26 protein-coding genes and 1 other RNA gene are annotated in these 22,233 nt (G+C 64.7%); 20 read left to right on the forward strand and 7 right to left on the reverse strand.

Annotated features, from left to right (window positions below; all coding sequences use genetic code 11):
- Window positions 1-84 precede the first annotated feature (84 nt).
- Window positions 85-1,047 (forward strand): NADPH:quinone oxidoreductase family protein, encoded by a 963-nt coding sequence (locus tag GGR17_RS02520; RefSeq protein WP_054538221.1) that lies wholly within the window; start codon window positions 85-87, stop codon window positions 1,045-1,047.
- A 10-nt stretch (window positions 1,048-1,057) separates the two neighbouring features.
- Here GGR17_RS02520 and GGR17_RS02525 read toward each other — a convergent pair whose 3' ends face one another.
- Entirely contained in the window at window positions 1,058-1,750 is a 693-nt protein-coding gene (locus GGR17_RS02525) for a metal-dependent hydrolase (protein WP_054538220.1), read from the reverse strand.
- 54 nt (window positions 1,751-1,804) lie between these two features.
- Here GGR17_RS02525 and GGR17_RS02530 point away from each other — a divergent pair, with 54 nt between their 5' ends.
- Window positions 1,805-2,458, forward strand: a complete 654-nt coding sequence (locus GGR17_RS02530; protein WP_054538219.1) for a ceramidase domain-containing protein — start codon at window positions 1,805-1,807, stop codon at window positions 2,456-2,458.
- Here the strand turns inward: GGR17_RS02530 and purU are convergent.
- Window positions 2,449-3,309 (reverse strand): formyltetrahydrofolate deformylase, encoded by an 861-nt coding sequence (gene purU / locus GGR17_RS02535; protein WP_054538218.1) that lies wholly within the window; start codon window positions 3,307-3,309, stop codon window positions 2,449-2,451. The genes GGR17_RS02530 and purU overlap by 10 nt on opposite strands.
- 169 nt (window positions 3,310-3,478) lie before the next feature.
- Here purU and gatC point away from each other — a divergent pair, with 169 nt between their 5' ends.
- The 6 genes from gatC (at window position 3,479) to rpmG (ending at window position 7,255) form a co-directional block, all read left to right on the forward strand.
- On the forward strand, window positions 3,479-3,766 hold the full coding sequence (gatC, locus tag GGR17_RS02540; RefSeq protein ID WP_037205941.1) for an Asp-tRNA(Asn)/Glu-tRNA(Gln) amidotransferase subunit GatC: 288 nt from the start codon (window positions 3,479-3,481) through the stop codon (window positions 3,764-3,766).
- Window positions 3,766-5,253, forward strand: a complete 1,488-nt coding sequence (gene gatA, locus GGR17_RS02545; protein ID WP_054538217.1) for an Asp-tRNA(Asn)/Glu-tRNA(Gln) amidotransferase subunit GatA — start codon at window positions 3,766-3,768, stop codon at window positions 5,251-5,253. The genes gatC and gatA overlap by 1 nt, the downstream gene beginning before the upstream one ends.
- Window positions 5,254-5,288: 35 nt before the next feature.
- The gene (locus GGR17_RS02550; RefSeq protein WP_054538216.1) at window positions 5,289-5,903 is read left to right on the forward strand and encodes a hypothetical protein; all 615 of its coding nucleotides are present in this window, start codon (window positions 5,289-5,291) and stop codon (window positions 5,901-5,903) included.
- 7 nt (window positions 5,904-5,910) lie between these two features.
- Window positions 5,911-6,609 (forward strand): N-acetylmuramoyl-L-alanine amidase, encoded by a 699-nt coding sequence (locus tag GGR17_RS02555; protein WP_255353387.1) that lies wholly within the window; start codon window positions 5,911-5,913, stop codon window positions 6,607-6,609.
- Between the two features lie 11 nt (window positions 6,610-6,620).
- Window positions 6,621-6,992, forward strand: an RNA gene (gene rnpB, locus GGR17_RS02560) — RNase P RNA component class A.
- A 95-nt stretch (window positions 6,993-7,087) separates the two neighbouring features.
- Window positions 7,088-7,255 carry a 50S ribosomal protein L33 gene (gene rpmG, locus GGR17_RS02565; RefSeq protein WP_011750518.1) on the forward strand — a complete coding sequence of 56 codons (168 nt, stop codon included), beginning with the start codon at window positions 7,088-7,090 and terminating at the stop codon, window positions 7,253-7,255.
- A 90-nt stretch (window positions 7,256-7,345) separates the two neighbouring features.
- On the opposite strand, the gene GGR17_RS02570 is transcribed toward rpmG, so the two are convergent.
- The 3 genes from GGR17_RS02570 to GGR17_RS02580 form a co-directional block, all read right to left on the reverse strand.
- The gene (locus GGR17_RS02570; protein ID WP_054540325.1) at window positions 7,346-7,834 is read right to left on the reverse strand and encodes a GFA family protein; all 489 of its coding nucleotides are present in this window, start codon (window positions 7,832-7,834) and stop codon (window positions 7,346-7,348) included.
- A 78-nt stretch (window positions 7,835-7,912) separates the two neighbouring features.
- Window positions 7,913-8,653: a Bax inhibitor-1/YccA family protein gene (locus tag GGR17_RS02575; RefSeq protein ID WP_054538215.1), complete on the reverse strand. Its 741-nt coding sequence runs from the start codon at window positions 8,651-8,653 to the stop codon at window positions 7,913-7,915.
- Between the two features lie 135 nt (window positions 8,654-8,788).
- A complete protein-coding gene (locus GGR17_RS02580; protein ID WP_037205927.1) occupies window positions 8,789-9,007 on the reverse strand; it encodes a DUF1127 domain-containing protein in 219 nt (72 codons plus the stop codon).
- A gap of 122 nt (window positions 9,008-9,129) precedes the next feature.
- Here GGR17_RS02580 and GGR17_RS02585 point away from each other — a divergent pair, with 122 nt between their 5' ends.
- On the forward strand, window positions 9,130-9,984 hold the full coding sequence (locus tag GGR17_RS02585) for a LysR family transcriptional regulator (protein WP_054538214.1): 855 nt from the start codon (window positions 9,130-9,132) through the stop codon (window positions 9,982-9,984).
- 7 nt (window positions 9,985-9,991) lie between these two features.
- On the opposite strand, the gene GGR17_RS02590 is transcribed toward GGR17_RS02585, so the two are convergent.
- Window positions 9,992-10,444 (reverse strand): nucleoside deaminase, encoded by a 453-nt coding sequence (locus tag GGR17_RS02590; RefSeq protein WP_054538213.1) that lies wholly within the window; start codon window positions 10,442-10,444, stop codon window positions 9,992-9,994.
- A gap of 76 nt (window positions 10,445-10,520) precedes the next feature.
- Here GGR17_RS02590 and GGR17_RS02595 point away from each other — a divergent pair, with 76 nt between their 5' ends.
- The 7 genes from GGR17_RS02595 to GGR17_RS02625 all read left to right on the forward strand — a co-directional run bounded on the left by GGR17_RS02595 (window position 10,521) and on the right by GGR17_RS02625 (window position 17,806).
- On the forward strand, window positions 10,521-11,315 hold the full coding sequence (locus GGR17_RS02595) for a pseudouridine synthase (RefSeq protein ID WP_054538212.1): 795 nt from the start codon (window positions 10,521-10,523) through the stop codon (window positions 11,313-11,315).
- Window positions 11,316-11,390: 75 nt separating this feature from the next.
- Window positions 11,391-12,215, forward strand: a complete 825-nt coding sequence (locus tag GGR17_RS02600; RefSeq protein ID WP_054538211.1) for a TerC family protein — start codon at window positions 11,391-11,393, stop codon at window positions 12,213-12,215.
- Between the two features lie 155 nt (window positions 12,216-12,370).
- The gene (locus GGR17_RS02605) at window positions 12,371-13,258 is read left to right on the forward strand and encodes a 5-bromo-4-chloroindolyl phosphate hydrolysis family protein (RefSeq protein ID WP_054538210.1); all 888 of its coding nucleotides are present in this window, start codon (window positions 12,371-12,373) and stop codon (window positions 13,256-13,258) included.
- Between the two features lie 31 nt (window positions 13,259-13,289).
- Entirely contained in the window at window positions 13,290-14,483 is a 1,194-nt protein-coding gene (locus GGR17_RS02610) for a toxic anion resistance protein (protein ID WP_054538209.1), read from the forward strand.
- Window positions 14,484-14,570: 87 nt separating this feature from the next.
- Entirely contained in the window at window positions 14,571-15,446 is an 876-nt protein-coding gene (locus GGR17_RS02615; protein WP_255353385.1) for a DUF2927 domain-containing protein, read from the forward strand.
- A gap of 88 nt (window positions 15,447-15,534) precedes the next feature.
- Complete coding sequence (locus tag GGR17_RS02620; RefSeq protein ID WP_054540324.1) at window positions 15,535-16,653, forward strand: SPFH domain-containing protein; 1,119 nt, start codon at window positions 15,535-15,537, stop codon at window positions 16,651-16,653.
- Window positions 16,654-16,693: 40 nt separating this feature from the next.
- Window positions 16,694-17,806 carry a primosomal protein N' (replication factor Y) - superfamily II helicase gene (locus tag GGR17_RS02625; protein WP_369817368.1) on the forward strand — a complete coding sequence of 371 codons (1,113 nt, stop codon included), beginning with the start codon at window positions 16,694-16,696 and terminating at the stop codon, window positions 17,804-17,806.
- A 5-nt stretch (window positions 17,807-17,811) separates the two neighbouring features.
- Here the strand turns inward: GGR17_RS02625 and GGR17_RS02630 are convergent, their stop codons facing one another.
- A complete protein-coding gene (locus GGR17_RS02630) occupies window positions 17,812-18,231 on the reverse strand; it encodes an Hsp20/alpha crystallin family protein (protein WP_054538206.1) in 420 nt (139 codons plus the stop codon).
- Window positions 18,232-18,384: 153 nt separating this feature from the next.
- On the opposite strand from GGR17_RS02630, the gene GGR17_RS02635 reads away from it, so the two are divergent.
- The 4 genes from GGR17_RS02635 to GGR17_RS02650 all read left to right on the forward strand — a co-directional run bounded on the left by GGR17_RS02635 (window position 18,385) and on the right by GGR17_RS02650 (window position 22,227).
- Window positions 18,385-19,308: a carbohydrate kinase family protein gene (locus tag GGR17_RS02635; RefSeq protein WP_054538205.1), complete on the forward strand. Its 924-nt coding sequence runs from the start codon at window positions 18,385-18,387 to the stop codon at window positions 19,306-19,308.
- Window positions 19,305-19,742, forward strand: coding sequence for a D-aminoacyl-tRNA deacylase (gene dtd, locus GGR17_RS02640; RefSeq protein WP_054538204.1), 438 nt, complete (start codon window positions 19,305-19,307; stop codon window positions 19,740-19,742). The genes GGR17_RS02635 and dtd overlap by 4 nt, the downstream gene beginning before the upstream one ends.
- Window positions 19,743-19,853: 111 nt before the next feature.
- A complete protein-coding gene (locus tag GGR17_RS02645; RefSeq protein WP_054538203.1) occupies window positions 19,854-21,281 on the forward strand; it encodes a circularly permuted type 2 ATP-grasp protein in 1,428 nt (475 codons plus the stop codon).
- Window positions 21,282-21,285: 4 nt separating this feature from the next.
- Entirely contained in the window at window positions 21,286-22,227 is a 942-nt protein-coding gene (locus tag GGR17_RS02650) for an alpha-E domain-containing protein (protein WP_037205865.1), read from the forward strand.
- Window positions 22,228-22,233 lie beyond the last annotated feature (6 nt).

Consider the following 22,233-nt stretch of genomic DNA (forward strand, 5'->3'; position numbering starts at 1 on the left):
CCTGGCAAGCTGCGCTTTACGTTATTCCGAAATCTGGCAAGAATGGCCGCCCGGCGATCCGGCCGGCCCCGGAGGAGGATTGATTTGCGTGCCTTTCAGATCGAAAAAACCGGCCAAGCCCCGCGCCTGACGCACTGTGCCATACCACAACCGCAGGCAGATACCGTCTTGATCCGGATCGCGGCCTGTGGGCTGAATTTCGCCGACCTTCTGATGATCGAGGGGAAGTACCAGGAAAAGCCGCCGCTGCCCGCGACCCTCGGGCTGGAACTGGCCGGAACGGTCGAATCGTTGGGGCCCGATGCCGACCCGTCGCTTTTGGGGCGTCGGGTGGCGGTCTACGCCGGCTCGGGCGGGCTGGCCGATTACGGCTGCTTCCCGGCCGATCGCTGCGTGCCCCTGCCCGACAGCATGGGCGTCGAAGAGGCCGCGGCCTTTCAGATCGCCTATGGCACCTCGCATGTGGCGCTGGACCACAAGGCGCGGCTGCAACCCGGCGAAACGCTTCTGGTGCTGGGGGCGGCGGGCGGCGTCGGGCTGACGGCCGTGGAGATCGGCAAGCTGATGGGCGCGCGCGTGATTGCCTGCGCGCGCGGCGCCGACAAGCTGGCGGCCGCGAAAGCGGCGGGCGCTGATCACCTGATCGACAGCGAGACCGAGGATCTGCGCATGGCGGTAAAGGCCCTGGGCGGCGCGGATGTCGTCTATGATCCTGTCGGCGGCGATCAGTTCAAGGCCGCCTTCCGCGCCTGCAATCCCGAGGCGCGGATCATCGTCATCGGCTTTGCCAGCGGCGAGGTTCCGCAGATTTCGGCCAACCACCTGCTGGTGAAGAATATTTCCGTCATCGGCCTGTACTGGGGCGGCTACATGGCGTTCCGCCCCGAGGTGCTGACCGGCAGCATGGCCACGCTGTTCGGCTGGCACGCCGCCGGGCGACTGAAGCCGCATATCAGCCACGTCCTGCCGCTGGAACGCGCCGCCGAGGCACTGGAGCTTCTGCGCGGCCGGAAATCCACCGGCAAGGTCGTGGTGACGATGCTCTGAACCCGGCGGCTCAGAACGTCATCGGCTCCATCACCTCGGGCTCGATCACGTCCACCTCGGGCAGGTTGTCCTTCATCACCGCCGCCGACTGCTCGAGCAGGGGGAAGGTGCGATAGTGGCAGGGGATGATCGTCTTGAAGTTGAAAAACGTCTTCGCGGCATAGGCGGCGCGGCGCATGTCCATGGTGAAATGCCCGCCGGCGCACAGGATGCCGATCTCGGGCGCGTGCAGATCGTTGAACACCTTCATGTCGGCCATCACATCGGTATCGCCCGACACATAAACCGTCCGCCCGCCATGGGCGATCATGAAGCCCGCCTCGGAGCCGGTATAGATCGGCTCGTTCGCGCCGGAGATCGACGAGGAATGCACCGCGTTCACCATCGTCACGCTGACATCGCCCAGCGCGATGGTCCCGCCCTTGTTGAAGCCGACGGTCTTGACGTTCTCCTGCTCGGACCACCAGGTCATCAGATCGTAGATCCCCACCAGCGGCGCATCCAGCTCGCGCGACAGCGGCAGCGCGTCGCCGGTGTGGTCGCCATGGCCGTGGGTGATCAGGATGTGGGTCGTGCCGGCGATGGCCTCGGCCCGCCGGGCCTCAGGGAACATCGGGTTGCCGGTCAGCCATGGGTCGATCAACAACACCTGATCACCGATCTCCATGCGAAAGCCGGAATGGCCCAACCACGTAATTTTCATGTCGCTCTCCCTGTCTGTCTGGGGCAAGCTTAGCAAAGCGGAGGGCATTGTCACATGAATTGGGCGCAACAGGTTGACGCATATTGCGAGCGGGTCGATGCCACCTTCTGGGCCGAGCCTGTCAACGCGCTGACGAACGCCGCCTTCGTGATCGCGGCGCTGATCATGTGGCGGCGGATCGGCGCCGGAAAACTGCCGCTGGCGCGGGCACTGACCGGCGTGCTGGCGGTGATCGGGGTGGGCTCGTTCCTGTTCCACACCTATGCGACGGCGTGGTCCTCGATGGCGGATGTGCTGCCGATTCTCGGTTTCATCCTGCTCTATCTCTACACGGCGAACCGGCATTTCTGGAACCTGGCGACCTGGCCCGCCCTCGGGCTGACCGCGCTGTTCATTCCCTTCGCGGCGGCGACGGTGCCGCTTTTCGCCCGCCTGCCCTGGCTCGGCTCGTCGGCCAGCTATGCGCCGGTGCCGCTTCTGATCGCGATCTATGCGGTCTTGCTGCGCCGCCGCGCCCCCGGCACCGCGCGCGGGCTGGCCATCGGCGCAGCGCTGCTGATCGTCTCGCTGACGTTCCGCACGCTCGACATGCCGCTATGCGCCGCCTGGCCTCTGGGCACGCATTTCATGTGGCATATCCTCAACGCCGCCATGCTGGGCTGGATGATCGAGGTCTATCGCCGCCACCGCGCCGTGCCTCAGGCCTGAGAGAACACGATCGTCTTGGCGCCATTGGGCAGCACCCGCCCCTGAAGATGCAGCCGCACCGCGCGCGCCAGTACCCGGCTTTCGATATCGCGCCCCACCGCCACGTAATCCTCGGCCGTCAGGGCATGGCTGACGCGCTCTGTCTCCTGCTCGATAATCGGGCCTTCGTCCAGATCGGCGGTCACGTAATGCGCGGTCGCCCCGATCAGCTTGACCCCGCGCTCATGCGCCTGGTGATAGGGCTTTGCCCCCTTGAACGAGGGCAGGAAGGAATGGTGGATGTTGATGATCCGGCCCGCAAGCCGCTTGCTCAGATCGTTCGACAGCACCTGCATGTAGCGCGCCAGCACCACCAGTTCGGCCCCCGTCTCCTCGACCAGCGCCAGCAGCCTGGCTTCCTGCGCCGGCTTGGTTTCCTTCGTCACCGGCCAATGGTGATAGGCGATCCCCTCGTTCTCGGCGGCGCGGCGCGCGTCCTCGTGGTTGGAGACGATGGCCATCACCTCGGCCTTCAGCCAGCCGACCTTGATCTGGTAAAGAAGATGCAACAACGCATGGTCGAATTTCGACACCATCAGAATGATCTTCGGCACCCGCCCGGCGTCCACGATCTGCGCATCCATGTCATAGGCGGTGATCACCGGCGCCAGCCGCGCGCGCAGCTCATCTGCATCGTCGCGGCCGTCGGTGGCGAAGGTCAGTCGCATGAAGAACATGTTGTTTTCGGGATCACGGAACTGATTGCTCTCCAGAATGTTCCCTCCCAGCGCCGACACCGCACCCGACACCGCCGCCACGATGCCGCGCTTGTCGTCGCATTTGAGCGTAAGGATGAAACTGTGATCTGACATTTCGGGGCCTCTGGATGGGTTCTGCCGGTATTTCGGCATTCCTAGCGGTGCGCCCCAACCTCTTCCAGCCCTTTCCCGGCACCTTTGCCCCCATCCGCGACACCGGCGGCTTGCAGCCCGCCCCGCGCGGCGATAAACCCATGCGCGACCTCTTGAACGGAGCAAACCCATGTCCATCGACATCGACACCGCCCGCCGCGTCGCCCATCTGGCGCGCATCAGCGTGGATGAGAACGACCTGCCCGCGCTGGCTGGCGAGCTTTCGCAGATCCTGACCTTCATGGAGCAGCTCAACGAGGTCGATATCGACGGGGTGGAACCGATGACCAGCGTCACGCCGATGCGGCTGAAACGGCGCGAAGACGTGGTGACGGACGGAAACATGCAAGACAAGATCCTGTCCAACGCGCCCGATGCGCGCGAGGGCTTCTTTGCGGTGCCGAAGGTGGTTGAATAATGAGCGAACTTTCGAAACTGACCATCAGCGCCGCCCGCGACGCGATGCGCGCCGGCGATGTCACATCGGCCGAGATCACCGAGGCCTGCCTGACCGAGATCGAGGCCGCAGACGCGCTGGGCGCCTTCGTTCACAAGACCCCCGAGATCGCGCTGGCCCAGGCCAAGGCCGCCGACGCGCGGATCAAGGCGGGCGACGCGCCCGCCATGTGCGGCATCCCGCTGGGCATCAAGGATCTGTTCTGCACCCGGGGCGTGCCCTCGCAGGCGGCCAGCCGCATCCTGGAAGGCTTCCGCCCGGAATACGAATCGACCGTCTCGCAGAACCTGTGGGACAATGGCGCGGTGATGCTGGGCAAGCTGAACATGGACGAATTCGCCATGGGATCGTCCAATGAAACCAGCGCCTACGGCAATGCCGTGAACCCATGGCGGCGCGGCAATGATGATACCGCCCTGACCCCCGGCGGCTCGTCCGGCGGCTCGGCCTCCGCCGTTGCGGCCGATCTGTGCCTTGCCGCCACCGGCACCGATACCGGCGGCTCGATCCGTCAGCCCGCCGCCTTTGTCGGCATCACCGGGCTGAAACCCACCTATGGCCGTTGTTCGCGCTGGGGCGTGGTGGCCTTCGCCTCTTCGCTGGATCAGGCCGGGCCGATGACCAAAACCGTGCGCGACGCCGCGATCATGCTGCAGGCCATGGCCGGGCACGACCCCAAGGACAGCACCAGCGCCAAATTGCCCCTGCCCGATTTCGAGGCCGCCCTGACCGGCGACATCCGCGGCAAGAAGATCGGCATCCCGCGCGAATACCGCATGGACGGCATGCCCCAAGAGATCGAAAGCCTCTGGCACCAGGGCGCCGAGATGATGCGCGATGCGGGCGCCGAGATCGTCGATATCTCTCTGCCGCACACCAAATACGCGTTGCCCGCCTATTACGTGATCGCGCCGGCCGAGGCGTCTTCGAACCTCGCCCGGTATGACGGGGTGCGCTACGGCCACCGCGCGACGCTGGCGCAGGGCGACGGCATCACCCAGATGTATGAAAAGACCCGCGCCCAGGGATTCGGCCACGAGGTGCAGCGCCGGGTGATGATCGGCACCTATGTGCTGTCGGCGGGCTTTTATGACGCCTATTACAACCGCGCGCGCAAGGTGCGGACCCTGATCAAGAAGGACTTCGACGATGTCTTCGCCACCGGCATCGACGCGATCCTGACGCCGGCCACGCCCTCGGCCGCCTTCGGCCTGGGCGAGATGGCAGAGGCCGATCCGGTGCAGATGTACCTGAACGATGTGTTCACGGTCACCGTCAACCTTGCCGGGCTGCCGGGTATCGCGGTGCCCGCCGGGCTCGACAAATCCGGCCTGCCGCTGGGGCTTCAGCTGATCGGGCGCCCCTGGCAGGAAGACGCGCTGTTGAACACGGCCTATGCGCTGGAGACCGCCGCCGGCTTTGTTTCCAAACCGGTGAAATGGTGGTAAAACCCGAAAAAATTCGTAAAGAGCAGGATCTTGTGATGCGTTTCATCTTTCCGGTTCTTGGCCTTCTGGCGGTATCCGCCTGCGCCCCGGCCGTGCCTGATTCCGGCTTTGGCAGCTATGACACCTATCAGTCGGATCGCGAGATCGAGCTGATCGGGGAATCCCCAGCCCTGCCGTCCGACGATCCGAACGGAGCCGCCGGGCTGGAAGAGCTGACACCGGGGGCCGGCACTACACCGCTGGCCAGCGTGAACAACCCCGGCATCTCGGACGAGCAGGATTTCTCGGCCGTATCGTCCCGCGAATCCATCGAGAGCGACCGCGAGCGGATCGAGGCGCAGCGCGAGCAATATGTGTTCATCGAACCCACCGCCGTGCCCGAGCGCGCCGGCTCTGCGGGCCCGAACATCGTGGAATTCGCGCTGTCGACGACAAATCGCGTGGGCGAAAGCATCTATCGCCGCGGCGGGTTGCAGCGCGCCGGCGCCTTTGATCGCAACTGCGCCAAATATGCCTCTCCCGACCTTGCGCAAGAAGCGTTCCTGGCCACCGGCGGCCCCGAGCGGGACCGGCACAGTCTCGACCCCGACGGTGACGGTTTCGCCTGCTACTGGGATCCCGCGCCGTTCCGGCTGGTCGTCAACCGGTGATCCGGGGGTGGGGGTACTGACCCGCCCCTCCCCCAATTTCGGGGAGCGCCGCAATGGCGCCCGGCCCGATCTGATCGTTCTGCACTACACCGCGATGAACAGCGCCGATGCCGCGCTCGATCGGCTGTGCGACCCGGCAAGCGAGGTTTCGGCGCATTACCTGATCGCCGAAAACGGAACGCTCTGCCAACTGGTGAGGGAAGAGAATCGCGCCTGGCACGCGGGCGCCGGGGCCTGGGGCGCGGTCGGCGACGTGAACTCCCGCTCGATCGGCATCGAGCTGGCCAATGACGGCGACACACCCTTTCCCGAACCGCAGATGGCCGCGCTGGAACGGCTTCTGGCCGGGGCGATGGCGCGGTGGGCGATTCCGCCCGAACGGGTCATCGCACATTCCGACATGGCCCCGAACCGCAAGATCGACCCCGGCGCGCGGTTCGACTGGCGGCGGCTGGCGCTTCAGGGCCTGTCCGTCTGGCCCGCGCACCTGTCGCGCTCTTCGCGGCCCGACACGCCGAACGGTGCCTTCCTGACGGCGGCGCGCCGCTTTGGCTACACGGCGGACTGCGGCGAGGATGCGATACTGGCGGCGTTCCGGCTGCGGTTTCGCCCCGGTGCCACGGGCCCGCTGGAGGGCGCCGATTTGCGGGCGATACAGGCACTGGCCCAACGCTTCCCCGTTGACCAGGGGCCGCGCACTGCCTAAGTGCATCAGGCGCGGATGGCTGGATGGCCGCGGGGCGACCCGAGGAAAGTCCGGACTCCATGAAGCAACGGTGCCGGGTAACGCCCGGCCGGGGAAACCCGAGGGAAAGCGCCACAGAGAACAAACCGCCCCGGATCCGATCCGGGGTAAGGGTGAAACGGTGGGGTAAGAGCCCACCGCGGACCTGGCAACAGGGCCGGCACGGCAAGCCCCACCGGGAGCAATGCCAAATAGGGATTTCGCGGGGGCACGCCCCCAGGGGGCTTCACCCCAGAGATCCGGGTTGGCAGCTAAAGCGCGTCGGTAACGGCGGGCATAGAGGAATGGTCATCCAGGGGGCGCAAGCCCCCGGACAGAATCCGGCTTACAGGCCATCCGCGCATGATTATCGGTTGACTCCCGTCCGCCGAAAGGTAAAAGGCGGGCTTCAAGGATTTTTGACGGGCAGCATATGCGGCCCGCTCGACGGAGAAGCAACATGGCGAAACCTACCACAATCAAGATCCGCCTGAACTCGACCGCGGGCACCGGCCACTTCTACGTGACCAAGAAGAATGCCCGCACGATGACCGAGAAGATGACGGTGAACAAATACGACCCGGTCGTGCGCAAGCACGTCGAGTACAAGGAAGGCAAGATCAAGTAAGATCCTGCCCGCCTAAGGTTCCGAAAGGCCGCGCGATCTGCGCGGCCTTTTGTTTTCGGGCTTTGGCCCTGAGGGCGGCGGTGGCGCGGCTCAGCGTTCCAGCCCAAGGCGCTGGTGCCAGGCGGCGAGGCTTTCGTCCGGGTATCCCTCGAAGCTCCGATCAGAGGGGCCAATGCAGGGCTCCACCCAGGGCGCCTTGCTGCCGAGCATCAGATGCGTGCGCTCGGGGGGCACGGGCAGCGGCGTGTCGATGGCCGAGGCATGCGGATGCAGCAGCTCGGGCCAGCGCGGATCCCAGACCCAGAGCGCCGATCCGCACAGGCCGCAGAACTTGCGCTCCCCCTCGCTATACGTCACCTCGCCGCTTTCATCCTCGTGCAACCTGGCGTGATAGCTGCGGACATGCGCGCCGCCCTCGAGCGTCAGCGTCTCGGCCGAGGCCCCCAGATTGATCGCGAACCCGCCGCCGCCCGCCGTCTTGCGGCAGATCGAGCAGTAGCAAAGGTTGAACGGATAGGGATGGCGGGCTTCAACCGTGAAGCGGACAGCGCCACAATGGCAGGATCCTTCAAGCAGCATTTTCCGCGCCTCCTTGCGTGCCGGAACAAAAAAGGCCGGCGCAATGGCCGGCCCTTTCGCATTCACATGTCGTCTGGCTTACTCGCGGTTGCCCATGAACGACAGCAGGAACATGAACAGGTTGATGAAATCGAGATAGAGGTTCAGCGCCCCCATGATCGCCGATTTCTCGAGCCATTCGCCATCCATCGCATGGGCGTGTTGCAGATAGTCGGTCTTGATCTTCTGGGTGTCATAGGCGGTCAGGCCCGCGAAGATCAGAACCCCAAGAAGCGAGATCGCGAACATGATCGCCGGCGATCCGAGGAAGATGTTCACGATCGAGGCGACCAGCAGGCCGATCACACCCATGATCAGGAACGACCCCCAGCCGGAGATGTCCTTCTTGGTGGTGTACCCCCAAAGCGACAGCCCCGCGAAGGAAATCGCCGTTACAAGGAAGGTCTGCGCGATCGAATAGCCGGTGAAGACCGCGAAAATATAGCTCAGCGACAGACCCATGGCGGCGGCGTAAACGTAGAAGAACAGTTGCGCGCCGGCGGCCGACAGCCGGTTGATCGCGGCGCCGAAGGCGAACACCATGATCAGCGGCAGGAACATGGTGATCCAGCCCAGGATGTTGGGCTGCAGCGTGATCGGATCACGGAAGATGCTCAGCAGCGCGTCATTCGACCCCACCGCCCAGGCCACCGCCGCCGTCATCAGCATGCCCACGGACATCGTGCCGTAGACCTTGTTCATATGGGCGCGAAGCCCTTCGTCGACCTGTGCGGTGCGGACACCCGCCTGGCCCGTACGGATCGTGTTGTAGTCAGCCATAAGATGCCTCCAATGCGTAACTTTTCTGGCGGCACCAACGAAAAGGACCGCCCTCACCGGGAATATCGGCGAGCACGGCCCTGTTTTCAAGAGTTTCCGCCCGGAAACCGGACAGTTGTTCCGATTAAATCCGGATCAGCATTTCCACGCGGTGGGCGCGTCCCATGCCGGGCGGCGCGATTCGGCCAGCGCCTCGGCGCGGGTCAGGCCGATGTCGCGCAGCTGCGCGTCGTCCAGATTGGCAAGCCGACGGCGCTGTTGCGCCACTCCCGCCGCATGAAAAACACGCGAAAGGATCGAAATGCGCCCTTTTTTGGCAAAGGCAGAGCCATAATGCGGTGCTGCTTGGGTCATAGCTGTTACTCTTCTTTAATTGTGAACCATCGTCACGTTTCCATAATCATGCTTGATATTTGGCAGAGCGCGATACATTCTTCAAACGAATGATTGTTATCCAACCCATCAGGAAATGTGATATGCCGCGAAACCTGGACATGACCGCCCTGCGCTCCTTCGTTGCCGTCGCCGAAGCAGGGGGCGTGACGCGGGCGGCGGGGTTTCTGAACCTGACCCAATCGGCCGTCTCGATGCAGCTCAAGCGTCTGGAAGAGGCGCTGGGGCTGACACTGCTGGACCGTACCGCCCGCAAGATCGCGCTGACCGCCACGGGCGAGCAGTTGCTGGGCTATGCCCGGCGCATGCTCGACCTGAATGATGAGGTCTACGCCCGCCTGACCGCGCAGGAATTCGAGGGCGAGGTCATCCTGGGCGTGCCCCATGACATCGTCTATCCGGCGATCCCGCAGGTGCTGCAGCGGTTCAACACCGAATATCCGCGCGTGAAGGTGCAGCTTTTGTCATCCTTCACCCGGCGCCTGAAGGAACAGTTCGCGCGGGGCGAGGTTGATGTCATCCTGACAACGGAAGACGAGGCCGATGCCGGCGGCGAAACCCTGACCGAACTGCCGCTGATCTGGATCGGCGCGCCTGGCGGTCAGGCGTGGAAATCGCGGCCGCTGCGGCTGGCCTATGAAAACAGCTGTATCTTCCGCGGCTCTGTCCAGTCGGCGCTGGACCGCGCCGGCATCCCCTGGGAAATGGCGGTGGAAAGCAATTCCACCCGCACGATCGAAGCCTCGGTCAGCGCCGATCTGGCGGTTCATACGGTGATCGAGGGCAGCGAGCCGCCCTATGTCGAGCGTATCCAGCATGGCGGCGCCCTGCCCGAGCTGCCGACGAAGCAGATCAACCTTTATGTCTCGGATGTTACCGGCGGCAAGGTGACAGACGATCTGGCCGCGCTGATCCGGCAGGCCTATCGCACCTATTGACGGGCGCCTACCGGCGCGGGGCGAAGAAGGCTTTCAGCAGCGCCTCGGCCTCGGCCGCGCCGATGCCGTCATAGACCTGCGGCACATGATGGCTTTGCGGGTGGTCGAACACCCGCGGCCCATGCGCCACCCCGCCCGATTTCGGATCGGCCGCGCCATAATACAGCCGCGCGATGCGGGCCTGGCTGATGGCCGAGGCGCACATCGGGCAGGGTTCCAGCGTCACGTAAAGATCATGCCCCGGCAGTCGTTCGGAGCCCGCAGCGGCACAGGCCGCCCGCAGCGCGAGGATTTCGGCATGGGCGGTGGGATCGTTCAGCTCACGCGTCCGGTTGCCCGCCCGCGCCACGATCCGCCCGTTGGGGCCGACGATCACGGCACCCACCGGCACTTCGCCCCGCGCGGCGGCGGCGCGGGCCTCGGCCAGGGCGGCCTGCATATGGCTGGTGAACGGGCTCATCGCCCCGTCATGCCCTGCCCGGCCGGGCCCGCGCAAGGCGCTTTCGCTTCGCCGCGCAACCGCGTAAAGGGGCAGTATGAACACCACCCCCCCTCCGGGCGAGCGTATCGCCAAGGTTCTGGCCCGTGCCGGCGTCGCCTCGCGGCGCGAGGCTGAACGGATGATCGAGGCCGGTCGCGTCTCCGTCAACGGCAAGACCATTGACAGCCCCGCACTCAACGTCACCCCCGCCGACAAGATCACCGTGGACGCCAAGCCGCTGGCCGCGCCCGAGCCGCCGCGCCTGTGGCTCTACCACAAACCCGCCGGGCTGGTGACCAGCGCGCGCGATGAAAAAGGCCGCCCGACCGTGTTCGACGCCCTGCCCGAAGACATGCCTCGCGTCATGTCTGTGGGCCGGCTCGATCTGAATTCCGAAGGTCTGCTGCTGCTGACCAACGACGGAGAGATCAAGCGGCGGCTGGAGCTTCCCTCGACCGGATGGCTGCGCAAATACCGGGTGCGGGTCAAGGGCCGGCCCGATGACACGATGCTCGAGCCGCTGCGCAAGGGCATCACCATCGACGGCGAGCGGTTTCAGCCCATGGATGTGTCACTGGACCGCCAGCAGGGCGCCAACGCCTGGCTGACCATCGGCATCCGCGAAGGCCGCAACCGCGAGATCCGCCGCGCGATGGAGGCTGTGGGCCTTGTGGTGAACCGGCTGCTGCGCGTCAGCTATGGCCCGTTCCAGCTCGGCGAACTCAAGGAAGGCGCGGTCGAGGAAATCCGCCCGCGCGTGCTGCGCGACCAGCTTGGGCTGGACAAGGATTTCAAGCCCGCGGCCACGCCCAAGCCCCGCGTTGCCCGCAAGCCACGGGGAAAACGATAAGCGAAGGCACCTTGCCGTAGGTCACGCACTATGGCTTGCTGCCCCGAGACGAAACACGGATGGGAGCGCCGGCGGATGGCAGACCTGCTTACGATCGAGAACCTGGGAAACCTGCTGATGCTGTGTTTCCTGCAGGCCGTTCTTGGCTTCGACAACCTGCTGTACATCAGCATCGAAAGCCAGCGCGCGCCGGTGGCGCAGCAAAGGGCGGTGCGGTTCTGGGGCATCATCATCGCCGTGGCGCTGCGGGTCGTGCTGCTGTTGGTGATGATCCGGCTGATCGACAGCCTGTCGGCCCCTTTCTTCGTGATGAACTGGACCGGCGTGCTGGAAGGCGGCGTGAATTTCGCCACGGTCGTGTTCATCCTCGGCGGCATCTTCATCATCTACACGGCGGTCAAGGAAATCTCGCATATGCTGTCGGTCGAGCATCTGGAGCATGACGTGGAGGGCAAGCCGGGGAAATCGGGCCTTCAGGTGATTGCCCTGATCGTGACCATGAACCTGGTGTTCAGCTTCGATTCGATCCTGTCGGCACTGGCCATCACCGATGTTTTCCCGGTACTGGCCACCGCGATCCTGGCTTCGGGCGCGGCGATGGTTCTTCTGGCCGATGGCGTCACCACCTTCATCCAGAAAAACCGGATGTACGAGGTGCTGGGCCTGTTCGTCCTGCTGATTGTCGGCGTGGTGCTGCTGGGCGAGGCCGGCCCGGCCGCGGCCCACGCGATGCACGACGATGCGCTGCAGCTCAAGATCTTCGGCTATCCGCTGATCCCGATGTCGAAAACCACTTTCTACTTCGCGGTTTTGGTACTTTTCGCCGTCGAAATCCTGCAATCGGGCTATTCGCGCAAACTCGCCGCGGAACGCCGGGCCGAGCAAAGCTTCAAGTCGTAACGCGCAGCGCGCGCTTTCACGTAACCTTTGCATCGCCTATATAAGCGGTGCGGTGCAGATAACGGGGGCAGGATGTCGGACACGGGGCTGCAAAAGATCGCCTTTTTCCTTCTGGTGGCGCTGATCTTCTACGTCTCGGCCGGCGGAGGCACGTGATGGCACAGCGTTATGGTGGGAAATTCAGCCCCCAGGGCACCGGCGGCCCCAAGGATGCGCCGCCCCCGAAGAACCCGTTTCACGGCAAGACCCGCACCCGCGCGGGCGGGCGGGTGAATTTCCTGTTCATCGCGCCCTTCCCGCTGCTGTTTTCCGCCTTCGCATCCGAACCCGTGGGCCTGGCGCTCGATCTGGCGGCCTTCGGCGTGCTGATCCTGGCCGCCTGGCTGACCCGCGAAGGGCTGAAGGCCCAAGAAGCCTATGAGGCGCGCCGCGTCGCCCGCCGCCCCGCCATCCCGCGCAAGATCTTTGCCTCGGTGCTGACCGGCGCAGGGCTGTTTCTGGCCGGCTTCGCACCCGAGGCCGGGCTGCTGAATCCGGTGATCTTCGCGGTACTGGGCACGGTGCTGCACAGCTTTGCCTTCGGCCTCGATCCGCTGTCGGACAAGGGCATGGAAGGGGTCGATACATTTCAGCAGGATCGCGTCGCCCATGCCGTGGACGAGGCCGAGAAACACCTGGCCGCGATGAAAGACGCCATCCTGCGCGCCGGCGACCGCAAGCTCGAGGCCCGCGTCGACGCGTTTCAGGCCACCGCGCGCGAAATGTTCCGCACCGTCGAGCAAGACCCGCGCGATCTGACCGCCGCGCGCAAATATCTGGGCGTCTACCTGCTGGGCGCGCGCGATGCGACGGCCAAGTTCGCCGATATCTACAGCCGCACCCGCGATGCCGGCGTCCGCGCCGATTACGAGGCGCTGCTGACCGATCTTGAACAGAATTTCGCGGCCCGGACCAACAGCCTGTTGCTGGATGACCGTTCGGACCTGGATGTTGAAATCGAAGTGCTGCGCGAACGGCTACAGCGCGAAGGGGTACGCTCCTAGGCGCCCCGCAAGAGAAAAAGGGAAAGTTCCGATGTCACAGAATGTTCGTGAGAAAGCCGCCCAGGATCTGGCCGAAGTGGAAAAGCTGACCGCCGTGATCCTGCCCGAACCCGTGGGCGAGATCGTGCCGCTGGAAACCGCCGAAGCGCCCGTGGCCGAAGAGATCCGCAAACGCATGGGCGAGATCGACATGGGCAACACCAATTCGATCATCGCCTTCGGCTCGGCCGCGCAGGCGGAATTGCAGCAGATCAGCCAGGCGATGCTGGCCGATGTGCGCAACAAGGATGTCGGCCCGGCCGGCGACAGCCTGCGCAACATCGTCACCACCATCCGCGGCTTTTCAGTGTCCGAGCTGGACGTGCGGCGCGAACGCAGCTGGTGGGAAAAACTTCTGGGCCGTTCCGCCCCCTTCGCCAAGTTTCTGGCGAATTTCGAAACGGTTCAGGGCCAGATCGACAAGATCACCGACAACCTGCTGACCCATGAGCACAAGCTGCTGAAAGACATCAAGTCGCTTGATAACCTCTATGAAAAGACGCTCGATTTCTACGACGAGCTGGCGCTCTACATCGCCGCCGGCGAAGAGAAGCTGAAAGAGCTGGACGGCACCGTCATCCCCGCCAAGGAAAAAGAGGTCGCCGCCACCCCCGAGGGGGATCAGGTGATCGTGGCGCAGGAATTGCGCGACCTGCGCGCCGCGCGCGACGATCTGGAACGCCGGGTGCATGACCTGAAACTGACTCGCCAGGTCACGATGCAGTCGCTGCCCTCGATCCGGCTGGTGCAGGAAAACGACAAATCGCTGGTCACCAAGATCAACTCGACGCTCGTCAACACCGTGCCGCTGTGGGAAACCCAGCTTGCGCAGGCGGTGACGATCCAGCGCTCCAAGGAGGCCGCCGAGGCGGTGCGCGGCGCGGCCGACCTGACCAACGAGCTGCTGACCGCCAATGCCGAAAACCTGCAACAGGCCAACCGCGTGGTGCGCGAAGAGATGGAGCGCGGCGTGTTCGATATCGAAGCGGTGAAATCGGCCAACGCGACGCTGATCGCCACGATCCAGGAAAGCCTGCAGATCGCCGATGAGGGCAAGGCCAAGCGCGCCGCCGCCGAGGAAGACCTCAAGAAGATGGAAGCCGAGCTGCGCGATACGCTGGCCGCCGCCAAAGCCCGCCACGATGGTGTGGGTGACACGGCCGCCACGGCCGTGCCCGGCGTCTGAGAACGGGAGGCAGTCATCAAAGCCCCCCTTACCAGACTGGCGCTGGCCCTGATCGCCGGCCTCGGCCTCGCCTCCTGCGAGACGGCCGTGCCGGTGCCGGCCACCGCCCCGCCGGAACGCCCGAGCACGCCCGTCGCGGTGCCCACCGAGCCGTCCGAGGTCAGCCAGGCGACGGCAGCGCATTTCGCCCGGGTTCAGTCGGATCTTCTGGCGCGGGGGCTGCTGCGCAGCGATGGCGGCGGCCCCGACGTGCCGTTTTCCCAAAGGCAGCTTGTGGAAAACTTCGTGCAGATCGCGCTTTATGACGAATATGTCGCCCGGAACGGCGCCCTCGTCGCCCAAACCACCGAAAGCCGCCTGCGCCGCTGGGAAGAGCCTGTCCGCCTGGGCATCACCTTCGGTGCCAGCATCTCCGAGGCGCAGCGCAATCAAGACCGCAAAGACATCGCCGCCTATGCCGCCCGCCTGTCACGCGTCAGCGGCCTGCCGATCGGCGTGACCAGCCCCGAGGCCGCGAATTTCCACGTGCTGGTTCTGAACGAGGATGAAAGGCGCGCCTACGCCCCGCAGCTGCGCCGGCTCGCGCCGGGCATCGACGAAACCGCCGTGCGCACCATCACCGGCATGCCCCGCTCGACGCTCTGCCTGGTCTTCGCCTTTTCCCGCGGCAATGCGTCGAACTATTCCCGCGCGGTTGCCGTGATCCGGGGCGAACACCCCGACCTGCTGCGCCTGTCATGCATCCACGAAGAACTCGCCCAGGGCCTTGGCCTGGCCAATGACAGCCCCGCCGCGCGCCCCTCGATCTTCAACGACGACGAGGAATTCGCGCTGCTGACGAACCATGACGAGCTGCTCCTGAAAATGCTCTACGACCCGCGCCTGCGCCCCGGCATGCAGGTCGCAGAGGCCCGCCCCATCCTGCGCCAGATCGCGGCAGAGCTGCTGGGAGGCGAGAGTTGAACATCCCCCACGGCGCCGCCGCGGCACCGTGGTCTCCGAAATTCCGGCCGCGCGGGTCGCGGCGGGCCCCAACCCCGAGGACACAGATATGGGTATTTTCGATTTCCTCTCCGGCGAATTCATTGACGTCATCCACTGGACCGATGACAGCCGCGACACGATGGTCTGGCGGTTCGAGCGCGAAGGCCATGAAATCAAATACGGCGCCAAACTGACGGTGCGCGAAGGCCAGGCGGCGGTGTTCGTGCACGAAGGCCAGATCGCCGATGTGTTCACCCCCGGCCTCTATATGCTCGAAACCAACAACATGCCGGTGCTCACCACGCTGCAGCACTGGGATCACGGGTTCAAATCGCCCTTCAAATCCGAAATCTACTACGTCAACACGACCCGGTTCAACGATCTCAAATGGGGCACCAAGAACCCGATCATGCTGCGCGACCCCGAATTCGGCCCCACCCGCCTGCGCGCCTACGGCACCTATTCGGTACGCGTCTCCGATCCGGCGAAATTCCTGATCGAAATCGTCGGCACCGACGGCGAATTCACCATGGACGAGATCAGCTTTCAGATCCGCAACATCATCGTGCAGGAATTTTCCCGCGTGATCGCCGCCTCCGGCATCCCGGTGCTCGACATGGCCGCCAACACCGCCGATCTGGGCAAGCTGGTCGCCGCGCAGATCTCCGGCACGCTCGAAGATTACGGCCTGTCGATGCCCGAACTCTACATCGAGAACATCTCACTCCCCCCCGCGGTGGAAGAGGCGCTCGACAAACGCACCTCGATGGGGCTGGCGGGCGATCTGGGCAAGTTCACCCAGTATTCGGCGGCCGAGGCGATGACAGCCGCCGCGCGCAACCCCTCGGGCGGCGGCGGCATGGGCGCCGGGCTCGGCATCGGCCTTGGCATGGCGGCCGCCGGCCAGATGGCGCAACCGGGCCCCTGGGGCGCGCGCCCCGCGCAAACCGCCCCGGCCGCACCGCCCCCGCCGCCGGTCGAACATGTCTGGCACATCGCCGAAAACGGGGAAACCAGGGGGCCCTATTCCAAGGCCGATCTGGGCCGGATGACCACAGAAGGCGGGCTGACGCGCCAAACCTATGTCTGGACACCGGGCCAGGACGGCTGGATGCGGGCCGAGGACGTGGCCGAGCTGGCACAGCTCTTCACCATCCTGCCACCGCCGCCGCCGCCCGCAGCCTGACCACCCGTTTCATCTTTCCTCAAATATCCCCGCCGGAGGCGTGAAACTCTTGTCCGAACGACCGGCACAATCGGAACACCGCTTTCCCTGCGATCAGTGCGGGGCCGACCTCCGGTTCGATCCGGCGGCGGCAAAGCTGGTCTGTGATCACTGCGGCAACACGGTGCCGGTCAACAGCCCCGCCCCCCGCGCCGCCGTGATCCGCGAGCTGGATTTCCACGCCGCGCTGAAGGCGCGGCTGCCCGACGCCGAGATCGAGGAAACCCGCGTCCTGAGTTGCACGAACTGCGGCGCCCAGGTCGAGTTCGACGCGAACACCCACGCCGCCGAATGCCCGTTCTGCGCCACCCCCGTGGTCACCGATACCGGCCTCCACCGCCATATCAAGCCGCGCGGCGCCCTGCCCTTCGCGCTCGACGAATCCACCGCGCGCAAGGCGATGACCGATTGGCTCGGGCGGCTGTGGTTCGCGCCCAACGGCTTGCAGGATTATGCGCGCAAGGGGCGGAAGATGCAGGGCATCTACGTGCCCTACTGGACCTTCGACGCCGACACGAAATCCGCCTACCGGGGCGAACGCGGCACGGTCTATTATGAAACCCGCACGGTGATGCGCGATGGCAAGCGTGAAACGGTCCGGGTTCAGAAAATCCGCTGGCGCCCGGTGTCGGGCCGGGTGGCGCGGTTCTTCGACGATGTGCTGGTTCTGGCCTCCCGCTCGCTGCCCAAACGCTTTACCGACGCGCTGGAGCCCTGGGATCTGTCGGCGCTGGAGCCCTACCGGCCCGAATACCTCGCCGGGTTCCGGGCGGAAGGCTATTCCGTCGAACTGGCCCAGGGCTTCGACGAGGCCCGCGCGCATATGGACCGGGCCATCGAACGGGACGTGAAATTCGACATCGGCGGTGACGCGCAGCGCATTCACGCGCTGGATACCAGAGTGTCGGACGTAACCTTCAAGCACATCCTGCTGCCGGTCTGGCTTGCCGCGTATAAATATCGCGGCAAGACCTATCGCTTCGTCGTCAACGGCCAGACCGGCCGGGTTCAGGGGGAACGCCCCTGGTCGGCCTGGAAAATCGCGCTGGCCGTCGTGCTGGGCGCGATCGTCGCCGGCATCATTGGTTATCTGGCGGCAATGAACCAGCAATAGCCGGCTCAGCCCGACGAGATCGGAATCTCCGTGGCGCCGCGCCCCCGGGTCGGATCTTTCCGCCCGACCGAAAGCGTCAGCACACCATCCTTCAGCGCGGCGCTGACAAGGCCGGGGTCGGCCTCGGGCGGCAGGCGGAAACTGCGCGAGAATGATCCGTACTGGCGCTCGCTGAAATACCAGCTGTCGCCGCTTTGCTCGCTCTCGGATCGTTTTTCGCCCTTCACCGTCAGAACGCCATCTTCAACGGTGACGGAGATATCCTTTTCCGCCACGCCCGGCAGCTCCAGCGCGATGCGATAGCCTTCGTCGCGAACCGAGGCTTCGGATGCCGGCGCGAACCAGTCGGCCACCCGCGCGCCCACGCTGCGGAACGGATCGTAGAGCGACGGCCAAAGCCCTGTCGTATGTGTTTTTTCCACCATCTCGGGCCTCCTTTTCCCAATGTTGTGAATAGCAGACTCATGTAACAACCCCGATGTCCGGTCACTGACGCCGGTCAATTTCCGCCGCCCCCTTTTGCACCGCCGTGCCCGCGCCGCTATGCAGAAGACCCGCAAACCCGAAAGGAGTCGCTCATGATCCTGTGCTGCGGCGAAGCGCTGATCGACATGCTACCGCGCCGGACGATGGCGCGCGAGCGGGCCTTTGTGCCCAACCCCGGCGGGGCGGTGTTCAACACGGCCATCGCGCTGGCGCGTCTCGGTGTGCCCACCGGGTTCTTTTCTCGCCTGTCGTCGGACATGTTCGGCGGGATGCTGCGCGACGCGCTTGGCGCCGCCGGCGTGGACACGGGCCTTGCCCAGACCTGCGACAGCCCGACCACACTGGCCTTCGTACAGCTAGAAAACGGCGAAGCGCGCTATTCGTTCCATGATGAAAACACCGCCGGGCGGCTGTTGTCGACGGCGGATCTGCCCGCCCTGCCCGACAATGTGGATGCCCTGTTTTTCGGCGGCCTCTCCTTGATGACAGAGCCCTGTGGCGCGGCCTATGAAACCCTGATGGCCCGGGAATCCGCCGCGCGCGTCACGATGATCGACCCGAATATCCGGCCCGCCCATATCGCGGACGAGGCCACCTATCGCGCCCGGCTGGGCCGGCTGTTCGCGCTGGCCGATATCGTGAAACTGTCCGACGCCGATCTGCGCTGGATCGAAGGCGATGGCGATGTTTCCGATCTCGCGCACGGGTTGCTGGCCAGGGGCCCCAGCCTGGTGTTCATCACCGAGGGCGCGCGCGGCGCCCGTGTTCTGGGCGCCGGGGAAGAGCTGTTCCTGCCCGCGCCACGGGCCGAGGTCGTGGATACGATCGGGGCCGGCGACACGTTCAACGCCGGCGTTCTGGCCGCGCTGCACGCCGAAGGCCGGCTGAACAAATCCGCGCTCGCGGGGATCGGCAAGGACGCGATGGCGACGGCGCTGGCGCTTGGCCTCCGGGCGGCGGCGGTCACGGTTTCGCGGGCCGGCGCCAACCCGCCCATGGCAGAGGATCTGGCATGAGGGCCCTGATACAGCGGGTCAGCGCAGCGTCGGTTCAGGTCGAGGGCACGGTGATCGGGCAGATCGGGCCGGGCCTTGTGATTCTGGTCTGCGCGATGGCGGGCGATACCACGGCGCAGGCCGAACAGCTTGCCGCCAAGATCGCGAAGCTGCGCATTTTCCGCGACGAGGCGGGCAAGATGAATCGCAGCCTTCTGGATACCGGCGGCGCCACGCTGGTGGTCAGCCAGTTCACGCTGGCCGCCGACACGTCCCGCGGCAATCGCCCCGGATTTTCCGCCGCGGCGGCGCCCGAGGCCGGCAAAGCGCTGTATCTGCATTTCGCCGAACAGATGCGCGCGCTTGGCATCGAAACGCAAACCGGCCGCTTTGGCGCGGACATGGCGGTGAGCCTGACCAATGACGGCCCGGTCACGATCTGGCTGGACCAGTGAGCGCCCAAAAAATAGGCATTCACCTATCTGTTCATCACCAAATCGGTGGGAGTTTCCGGTTGATCAACGGCAAGCTGTTGCAGCCGCTTCGCAATTTCTTAACCTGATCCCATGAACGAAAACACACGCTTTTTTGACGAGCTTCAGAACCCCGACGGCACCCCCCGCCGCCCCTATGAAGATTATTTCGGATGGTTCTCGAACGAGGACTTGCGGCGGCTGCAGAAAAAATCGCGTGAGGCGGAGACTTTTTTCCGCCGTACCGGCATTACCTTCAACGTCTACGGCCAGGCCGAGGCCGACGAACGGCTGATTCCGTTCGACATCGTGCCGCGCATCATTTCGGAACATGAATGGAGCAAACTGACAAAGGGCATCGAACAGCGTGTCCGGGCGATCAATGCGTTTCTCTATGACATCTACCACCGGCAAGAGATTCTGCGCGCGGGCCGTGTTCCGGCCGAGCTGATCGCCCAGAATGACGCGTTCCTGCCAGAGATGATCGGCGTCAGCCCGCCGGGCGGCGTCTATACCCATATCGTCGGCGTCGATCTGGTGCGCACAGGCGAAGATGATTTCTTCGTGCTGGAGGATAATGCCCGCACCCCTTCGGGCGTGTCCTACATGCTCGAAAATCGCGAAACCATGCTTCAGATGTTTCCCGAGCTGTTCAGCAGGATCAAGGTGCAGGAGGTCTCCAACTATCCCACGCGCCTGCGCCGCTCGCTTGCGGCCTGCGCCCCGACGATGGCCAACGGCGGGCCGAACGTGGCGGTGCTGACGCCGGGCATCCACAACTCCGCCTATTTCGAACATTCCTTTCTGGCCGACCATATGGGTGCCGAACTGGTCGAGGGCAGCGACCTGCGCGTAGTCGACGGGCGCATCGCCATGCGCACGACGCAGGGCTATACCCCGATCGACGTTATCTACCGCCGCGTCGATGATGAATTTCTCGATCCGCTGACCTTCAACCCGGACAGCCTTCTGGGTGTGCCGGGGATCATGGATGTCTATCGCGCGGGCGGCATCACCATCGCCAACGCGCCGGGCACGGGCATTGCCGACGACAAGGCAATCTATAGCTACATGCCTGATATCGTGGAGTTTTACACCGGGGAAAAGGCGATTCTGCAAAACGTGCCCACCTGGCGCTGCTCAGAGCCGGGGGCGCTTTCCTACGTGCTCGACAATCTCGAAGAGCTGGTGGTGAAAGAGGTTCACGGCTCTGGCGGTTACGGCATGCTGGTGGGGCCGGCCGCATCGAAAAAGGAAATCGCGGCGTTCCGGGCCAAGCTGGAGGCCAAGCCGTCAAACTATATCGCCCAGCCCACGCTGGCGCTTTCCACCGTTCCGATCCTCGCCAAGGAGGGGCTTGCCCCGCGCCATGTGGATCTGCGCCCCTATGTGCTGGTCTCGCCCGACCGGATTGACATCACGCCGGGCGGGCTGACACGGGTTGCGCTGAAGAAAGGCTCGCTCGTGGTTAACTCGAGCCAGGGCGGCGGAACGAAAGACACATGGGTGCTGGGGGGATAAGAGGATGCTGGGCAGGACTGCCGGCGGGCTTTTCTGGATGTTCCGTTATCTGGAGCGTTCCGAAAACACGGCCCGCCTGATCGAAGCCGGGTTCCGGATCGCGCTGACCCGCCCCGACTCGGCGAAAGACGAATGGGCCTCGGTGCTGGAAACCGCGAGCGTGCGGCATGATTATCTCGCGCGGCATGACGATTTCGACGGCGCGGCGGTGATCGACTTTCTGCTGCGCGACAAGACAAACCCCTCTTCGGTGATGTCGGCGATCGAAGCCGCGCGCAACAACGCCCGCATGGTGCGCACCGCGCTGACCCGCGAGGTGTGGGAGGCCGTCAACGAAAGCTGGATGAGCCTGAAAGAGGCGCTGCGCCGCCCGGTGCGCGAGGCCGACCTGCCCGGCATTCTGGGGCTGATCCGGCGCCAGAGCGCACTGGTGCGCGGCGCGCTTCACGGCACCATGCTGCGCAATGACATTTTCGATTTCGCCCGCATCGGCACCTTTCTGGAACGCGCCGACAACACCGCGCGCATTCTGGACGTGAAGTACTATGTGCTGCTGCCGTCGGTCAGCCAGATCGGATCGTCACTGGACAACGTGCAATGGGAAACCATCCTGCGCTCGGTTGCGGGGCAGCGTTCCTATCGCTGGCTGAACGGCACCGATATCACGCCGCGCGGCATCGCCGAATTCCTGATCCGTGACAGGCGGATGCCCCGGTCTCTGGCGTTTTGCGTGTCAAAGCTTTCGGGCAATCTGGGCTATCTGCAGGAACAGTATGAAAATCAATACGCCAGCCTCGATATGGTGCGGTCATTGCGCGGCAAACTGCTGGAAACCGATATCGAAGACATCTTCGAAACCGGGCTGCACGAGTTTCTGACGGAATTCCTGGGTGACAATGCCGCCCTGGCCGCGCAGATTGAAAAAGACTTCCGGTTTATTGGCTGAGCCCGC

This window comes from Actibacterium naphthalenivorans, assembly GCF_014196965.1.
GTDB classification, from domain to species: Bacteria; Pseudomonadota; Alphaproteobacteria; order Rhodobacterales; family Rhodobacteraceae; genus Actibacterium_A; species Actibacterium_A naphthalenivorans.